Source organism: Bacillus sp. ISL-47 (assembly GCF_018613175.1).
Lineage (GTDB): Bacteria > Bacillota > Bacilli > Bacillales > Cytobacillaceae > Cytobacillus.
On record NZ_JAGGQS010000092.1, the window covers coordinates 1 to 6,333 of the forward strand.

Below are 6,333 nucleotides of genomic sequence, written 5' to 3' on the forward strand. Positions count from 1 at the left end.
TTTTCTTCGTGCGGTGCTTATTCGAGGAAGCCTATTCAATGTCCTGCGGGAAGAGAGGGAGCGGGAGACCCCGCAGGCGTGAAACGCCGAGGAGGCTCCAGTGCCTCCCCGCGGAAAGCAAGTGACTGGAGCGGAAATCAACGGGCAAGCTTTATAAGGCCAAAAACAATAATCTATTCGAAAAGAGCCTTAATATAAAAGCAAAGAAATATAATTGGAAGGATTGAGAAATATGGCATACATCGTTTTGCAAAATACAAAAAAAGAAATTCGAAATCAGGAAGAGGTTGCAGCTTTCCTTGAAAAACAGGAAGTTATTTATGAACAATGGGCAATTGATAAGCTTCCTGAAAACCTTCAGGAGAAATATCTTCTTTCTGATGAAGAAAAGCAAGTGATTCTGGATACATTTTCTGAAGAAATTAAAGATATATCCGAGAGAAGAGGCTATCAGGCCCAGGACGTTATTTCCCTTTCAGAGAATACGCCAAACTTGGATCAGCTCCTTCAGAATTTCCAGCAGGAACACCATCATACAGATGATGAAGTAAGATTTATTGTCAGCGGTCATGGAGTTTTTATCATCCAAGGAAAGAATGGAGAATTCTTTGAGGTTTTTCTGAATCCCGGAGACTTAATTTCTGTACCTGAAAACATACGCCATTATTTTACCTTGCAGGAAGATAAGAAGGTTGTTGCAATCCGGATTTTTGTGACCACAGAGGGCTGGGTCCCAATCTATGAAAAAGAAGAGGTTCATAATTAAGTACAAAAATCCCTTTGCCAAATGGCAAAGGGATTTTTGTACTTAATTTTTCTGCAATAACAAATGGTTATTTTTTACAAAGGTTTCCGGATAGGCCAGCTAAAACATCGTCCAAAACACTGAATAATACTGGCAAATTATGTCGAAAAGAAAGAAGGGAAAGAAGAAAATACTGTCGATTTAAATTCTTTTGGAAAAAGATTGTCTAATATTGCGAATCTATTTACATTTATAGAAATTCTTGTAATAATGCTTCAAGTAGCTATATTTTTATTATTTAATTGGATAAAGGGATAGGAGTAGGAGGAAAAAGAAGTTGCGCCATAAAAGAACAGTTATGCTGGCTGAAATTCAGCAAAAGAGAGAAAAAATGATAGAAGAGGCAAAGAAAAATGGACTAGCCAGCGAAGAAACAATCCGCTGCAGCCAGGAGCTTGATAAATTAATTTATGAATATCAATGTGCCATTAAAAAAGAGCAAGAGCATAAGAAAAGGATGAGAATTTCATTCAGACAAATGATTCTTTTATGGAAGAAGGCTGTTGTTTGAAGATAACAGCAAATAAATATATATAATAAGGAAGGCAAAGAACTTTTCTAGGAATATTGCTAAGTAATATAAAAAGGATCCCTGGAGGATCCTTTTTATATTAGAAGATCTCAATAAGGAAAATCATAAATAAAAGTCCGATTATAAACGAGTAGGTGGATGTGCGTTCATTCCCATCTCCATGGCTTTCCGGAATTAACTCCTTATAAATAATAAACAGCATCGCCCCTGCAGCGAAGGCCAAACCGTAGGGAACAAGAAACTCAATATAAGAAGTCAAATAGAAGCCGAGGAGAGACATAACAATTTCAATTGCTCCGGTTAATGTGGCAATTATAAATGCCTTTAGCTTGCTTATTTTCTGGTTAATTAAAAATAATGCTACCAAAAGACCTTCCGGCGCATTTTGGAGCCCGATTGCAAATGCAATTAAATTCCCTGTATCCTGTGAACTGGAAGCATAACTGACACCGACTGATAGCCCTTCAGGAATATTATGGAGGGTAATTGCAGCGATGATTAGCATGGCCTTCTCATCAAACTCAATTCCTTTACTGGAATGCTGAAGATCAAGATGGGGGATGTTTTTTTCCAAAATGGTGAGAGCCAAAACACCCAAAAATATTCCCGCAGCAAGCGGATTAAAGCCCCCTATACTAAGCGCCTCGGGTATAAGCCCCATAGTCGATGCAGCCATCATAATCCCCGCTGTAAAAGCAAGTAATGTATCACGCCATCTATGAGTTACGGAACCCTTCATAAATAGAATAAGCAATGCACCCAATCCCGTTGATAAGGCAGACAGTACACTGCCGATAAATACCTCTGTCATAATTAATTCCCTCACTTATCTCTAAAAAGAAAGCCATTTAGAAAAATTAACAGTAAACCCTTTTGGACGTGAAACTGTGATTTATGTCATTGTGCAAATCTGAATATTCCTTATAGTATAAATTAATGAATTCTATAAATACAAGAGTTCATATATTCTTCCATACTTCCACTTCCTTGTTTTCTGCAAACATATACAAATTCCTGTGAGGCTAAAGCGAAGGACGCCAAAATTTTCCGCAGCAAGAGGCACAATTCCCATGAATTCTTTTTATTGTTAGTACTATGCCTGTATTGCGAATCATATATCGTAATACATAGCAATTTTTATATAAAACTTTGAGTAAGCGCTTTTTATAAAGCGTTAAGTTATAAGGAGGGAAAGTTAAAAATGCACATTGTCGTCTGTGTCAAGCAAGTGCCTGATACAAAGATCATTAAAATTAACCCAAAAACTAACACTCTTGACCGCCGAAGCGCTCCTGCCATTTTAAACCCTTATGATGCCCATGCGGTCCAGGAAGCTGTGAAAATCAAAAAGATGCTGGGAAAAGGGATTATCTCTGTATTATCCATGGGACCTCCCCAGGCAACTGCTGTTATTAAAAAAAGCATTGAAATTGGCGCCGACCGGGGATTTTTAATTTCGGACCGCGCATTTGCCGGTGCAGATACACTGGCAACGAGTTATGCACTCTCTAAAGCATTAGAGCGCATTTCGAAGGAAAATCCTGTAGATCTGATTATTTGTGGAAAACATGCAATTGATGGGGATACCGGGCAGGTAGGACCTGGGATTGCACGCAGGCTGGATATTCCCCCTGTAACAAATGTTATAGAAGTCTCAGAACTGAATGAAAATGAAAGTACAGTCCTTCTAAAAAGAAAAATTACCAGCGGCTATGAAATGATACAAGCTCAAGTGCCGTGCCTGATGACAGTTGAAAAAGAGATTAATAGCATTGAATATTCCCCAATGCCAAATATGATTAAGGCTGCCAGATATGAACCGGTCATTTGGTCTGTAAATGATTTGGAAGATGTGGACCGTACACAGCTTGGACTTAAGGGTTCTCCTACAATTGTCGGCAAGATGTTTACGCCGCCCAAGCCTGAAGGAGGAATAAGGCTCGAAGGGAATGCGGATGAGCAGGTTAAGCAGCTTATGGATCTATTAAGCGACAAAAAAGAATTATTCGCTGCACAGTAATAGAAAAGATAGGGGGGATCCTCATGATGGAGGAATACCGTGGAGTATGGGTATTCATAGAACAAAATGAAGGGAAAATAGAAGGTGTTTCCCTGGAATTGCTCGGTGCCGGCAGAAAGCTGGCAGATAAACTGGAGGTGCCTCTTTCTGGCGTTCTTTTAGGCTATAAAGTAAAGCCTTTAAGCGAGGAGGTCATTTCATATGGAGCAGACCAAGTGTATGTTGTGGACCATGAAGTTATGAAAGATTACCGGACAGAATCTTATATGCAGGCAGTCATTAATCTTGCCGAAAAATACAAGCCTGAAATTTTCCTTTATGGCGCTACAGCGAATGGCAAAGATCTTGCGAGTGCAGTTGCCACAGATTTAAGCACTGGATTGACTGCCGATACTACTATGCTGGATGTCGAATTGGAGAAGAGATTGCTGGAAGCAAGCCGGCCTGCATTCGGCGGAAATATAATGGCAACCATTCTTTGTAAGAAGCATCGGCCGCAGATGGCCACTGTGCGGCCAAAAGTAATGAAAGCCCTTGAGCCGGAGCCACGCAGAAAAGGCAAGGTAATAGAAGAGCCCATCACGTTAAAAGAAGAAGATATGCGCACAAAAGTACTTAAAATTGTGAAAGATGTCACAAAAAAGGTGAATTTAGCAGACGCGCATGTAGTTGTTGCAGGCGGTAAAGGCATGGGCGATTTGCAGGGATTCCAGCTGATCCATGAGCTTGCCGACACCATAGGAGCGACAGTCGGGGGAACAAGGGACGTAGTGGAGGCAGGGTGGCTTCCGCATGAACAGCAAATTGGGCAGACAGGAGAAACCATTACACCGAAGGTTTATTTTGCCATCGGAATATCCGGAGCCATTCAGCATATCGTCGGCATGAAAAATTCCGAGTTTATCATAGCAATTAACAAAGATCCGGAAGCTCCCATTTTCGATGTTGCCACATATGGCATCGTTGGTGATGCGATGGAAATCGTGCCTAAATTAATAAAGCAATTTAAAGAAGCGCGCGAAAGAGGAGGTGAAATAAGCTATGTCTGAGAAATTTGATGTAATTGTAGTTGGAGCAGGGCCAGCAGGAACCTCGTGTGCATTTACTTGTGCCAAAAATGGTTTAAAAGTCTTGCAGATTGAAAGAGGTGAATATCCTGGCAGCAAAAATGTAATGGGCGGCGTTTTATATCGAAAGCAAATGGAAGAAATCATTCCAGAATTCTGGAAAGAGGCACCGTTAGAACGACCAGTCATTGAGCAGCGCTTTTGGATGATGGATAAAGAGTCATCTGTTAGCTTCGGATACAAGGGACTTGAATGGGGGAAAGAGCCATACAATAATTTCACTGTGCTTCGAGCACCATTTGACCAATGGTTTGCTAAAAAAGGTGTCGAACAAGGCGTCCTGTTAATAAACGAAACAGTAGTATTGGAGTGTCTGACAGAAAATGGAAAAGTGGTTGGCGTCAGAACGGACCGGCCTGATGGAGATGTGTATGCGGATGTCGTTGTGCTTGCGGACGGCGTAAATTCCCTGCTTGCCAAACAATTGGGATACCATAAAGAATTCCGTCCCGATGAAGTGGCACTGACGGTTATGGAAGTAATCAACCTCTCGAAAGATAAAATTAATGATCGCTTTAACCTTGAAGATAACCAGGGCTGCACGATAGAGATTTTCGGTGACTCTACCAAAGGGAACCTCGGTACAGCTTTTATCTATACCAATAAGGAAAGTGTCAATATTGGTGTTGGAACAACACTTTCAAGCATGATAAAGGCAAAGCTGAAGCCTTATGATCTCCTTGATTACTTAAAGACCCACCCTATGGTGAGGCCGTTAATTGAAGGAGGAGAATCAGCTGAATACCTGGCACACTTGATTCCGGAAGGCGGATATCACTCTGTTCCAAAGGTAGCAGGTGATGGTGTTCTACTGGTTGGAGATGCTGCACAGCTCGTTAATGCAATTCACCGTGAAGGCTCCAATATGGCGATGGCCTCTGGAAAAATGGCAGCTGAAACAATTATTGAAGCAAAAGAGCGACGTGACTTTAGTCAAGCAAGCTTAAATCAATATAGGGAAAGGCTATATCAAAGTTTCATTATAAAGGACCTGGAAAAATACAAAGATGCGGCTCATACCTTTGAACATTATCCGCAATACTTCAAAGAATACGTTCCAATGATGAACAAGGCAGCCAGCAAGTTTTTTACAGTAGATGGCACCCCTAAGAGAGATAAGCAGAAAGAAATCATGAAGAGCTTTACAAGCGAACGAGGTACCATTCGCGTGCTGCAAGACATGTACAGAGCATGGAAGGCGGTGAAATAATGTCAACAAAAACGATCGAAGAAAAACAGTACTTGATCCGTTTTAAGGCGGATACAAAATCACACCTTACTGTATTGGACCATGATATCTGCATGACAAAATGTCCTGATAAGATTTGCACCATTTTTTGCCCTGCCGAGGTTTATAAATGGGAAGGCTTACGAATGCAGGTTGGCTATGAAGGCTGCCACGAATGCGGCAGCTGCCGAATCGGATGCCCTTACCAGAATATCAAATGGGAGTATCCAAAAGGCGGACATGGAATTGTATTTAGGCTTGCGTAACTTGTGGTTCAGTCTTTAACAAAGTATAACCCAATAAAATCAAAAGAAAGATGATGCTCAAAAAGCATCATCTTTCTTTTCTTTCTGTATGGAAAGGTGTTATTAAAAGGCTGTTTTCTAAAATATGGTTGTTTTTGAATAGATTTATGAATAGAACAATAAATTAGGTTGATTGGAGCGTAAGGTGCTAATCCCGCGAAAATGCATCCGCATTTCCTTCGTGCGGTGATTATTCAGGGGCGCAATATCGTCTTCATAAGAGCTCTATGGCGACCGTATTCAGGGCCAACTCCGTAATATCGTCTTCATAAGAGCTCTATGGCGACCATATTTTGGGCCAACTCCGTAATATCGT

General features: G+C 41.0%; 7 protein-coding genes. 6 read left to right on the top strand and 1 reads right to left on the bottom strand.

Translation table 11 applies throughout. The features are described from left to right. Window positions 1-232: 232 nt before the first annotated feature. Complete coding sequence (locus J7I93_RS24760) at window positions 233-766, top strand: 1,2-dihydroxy-3-keto-5-methylthiopentene dioxygenase (protein WP_214729571.1); 534 nt, start codon at window positions 233-235, stop codon at window positions 764-766. 316 nt (window positions 767-1,082) lie between these two features. Continuing rightward, a complete protein-coding gene (locus J7I93_RS24765; protein ID WP_214729573.1) occupies window positions 1,083-1,316 on the top strand; it encodes an aspartyl-phosphate phosphatase Spo0E family protein in 234 nt (77 codons plus the stop codon). A 100-nt stretch (window positions 1,317-1,416) separates the two neighbouring features. On the opposite strand, the gene J7I93_RS24770 is transcribed toward J7I93_RS24765, so the two are convergent. Beyond that, window positions 1,417-2,148 carry a ZIP family metal transporter gene (locus J7I93_RS24770; RefSeq protein ID WP_214729575.1) on the bottom strand — a complete coding sequence of 244 codons (732 nt, stop codon included), beginning with the start codon at window positions 2,146-2,148 and terminating at the stop codon, window positions 1,417-1,419. 390 nt (window positions 2,149-2,538) lie between these two features. Here J7I93_RS24770 and J7I93_RS24775 point away from each other — a divergent pair, with 390 nt between their 5' ends. From J7I93_RS24775 to J7I93_RS24790, 4 genes are read left to right on the top strand one after another with little or no spacing between them, the layout of a single operon-like run. Continuing rightward, window positions 2,539-3,357, top strand: a complete 819-nt coding sequence (locus J7I93_RS24775; protein WP_214729577.1) for an electron transfer flavoprotein subunit beta/FixA family protein — start codon at window positions 2,539-2,541, stop codon at window positions 3,355-3,357. A gap of 23 nt (window positions 3,358-3,380) precedes the next feature. Beyond that, window positions 3,381-4,406 (top strand): electron transfer flavoprotein subunit alpha/FixB family protein, encoded by a 1,026-nt coding sequence (locus tag J7I93_RS24780; RefSeq protein WP_214729579.1) that lies wholly within the window; start codon window positions 3,381-3,383, stop codon window positions 4,404-4,406. Continuing rightward, window positions 4,399-5,694, top strand: coding sequence for an FAD-dependent oxidoreductase (locus tag J7I93_RS24785; RefSeq protein WP_214729581.1), 1,296 nt, complete (start codon window positions 4,399-4,401; stop codon window positions 5,692-5,694). The genes J7I93_RS24780 and J7I93_RS24785 overlap by 8 nt, the downstream gene beginning before the upstream one ends. Next, a complete protein-coding gene (locus J7I93_RS24790) occupies window positions 5,694-5,978 on the top strand; it encodes a ferredoxin family protein (protein WP_110067514.1) in 285 nt (94 codons plus the stop codon). Before J7I93_RS24785 ends, J7I93_RS24790 begins: the two co-directional genes overlap by 1 nt. Window positions 5,979-6,333: the final 355 nt, after the last annotated feature.

What these genes read in the sequence shown, in the direction of transcription:
- J7I93_RS24760 (WP_214729571.1), top strand. Translation starts at nt 233, where the DNA reads ATGGCATACATCGTTTTGCAAAATACAAAAAAAGAAATTCGAAATCAG.
- J7I93_RS24770 (WP_214729575.1), bottom strand. Translation starts at nt 2,148, where the DNA reads ATGACAGAGGTATTTATCGGCAGTGTACTGTCTGCCTTATCAACGGGA.
- J7I93_RS24775 (WP_214729577.1), top strand. Translation starts at nt 2,539, where the DNA reads ATGCACATTGTCGTCTGTGTCAAGCAAGTGCCTGATACAAAGATCATT.
- J7I93_RS24780 (WP_214729579.1), top strand. Translation starts at nt 3,381, where the DNA reads ATGATGGAGGAATACCGTGGAGTATGGGTATTCATAGAACAAAATGAA.
- J7I93_RS24785 (WP_214729581.1), top strand. Translation starts at nt 4,399, where the DNA reads ATGTCTGAGAAATTTGATGTAATTGTAGTTGGAGCAGGGCCAGCAGGA.
- J7I93_RS24790 (WP_110067514.1), top strand. Translation starts at nt 5,694, where the DNA reads ATGTCAACAAAAACGATCGAAGAAAAACAGTACTTGATCCGTTTTAAG.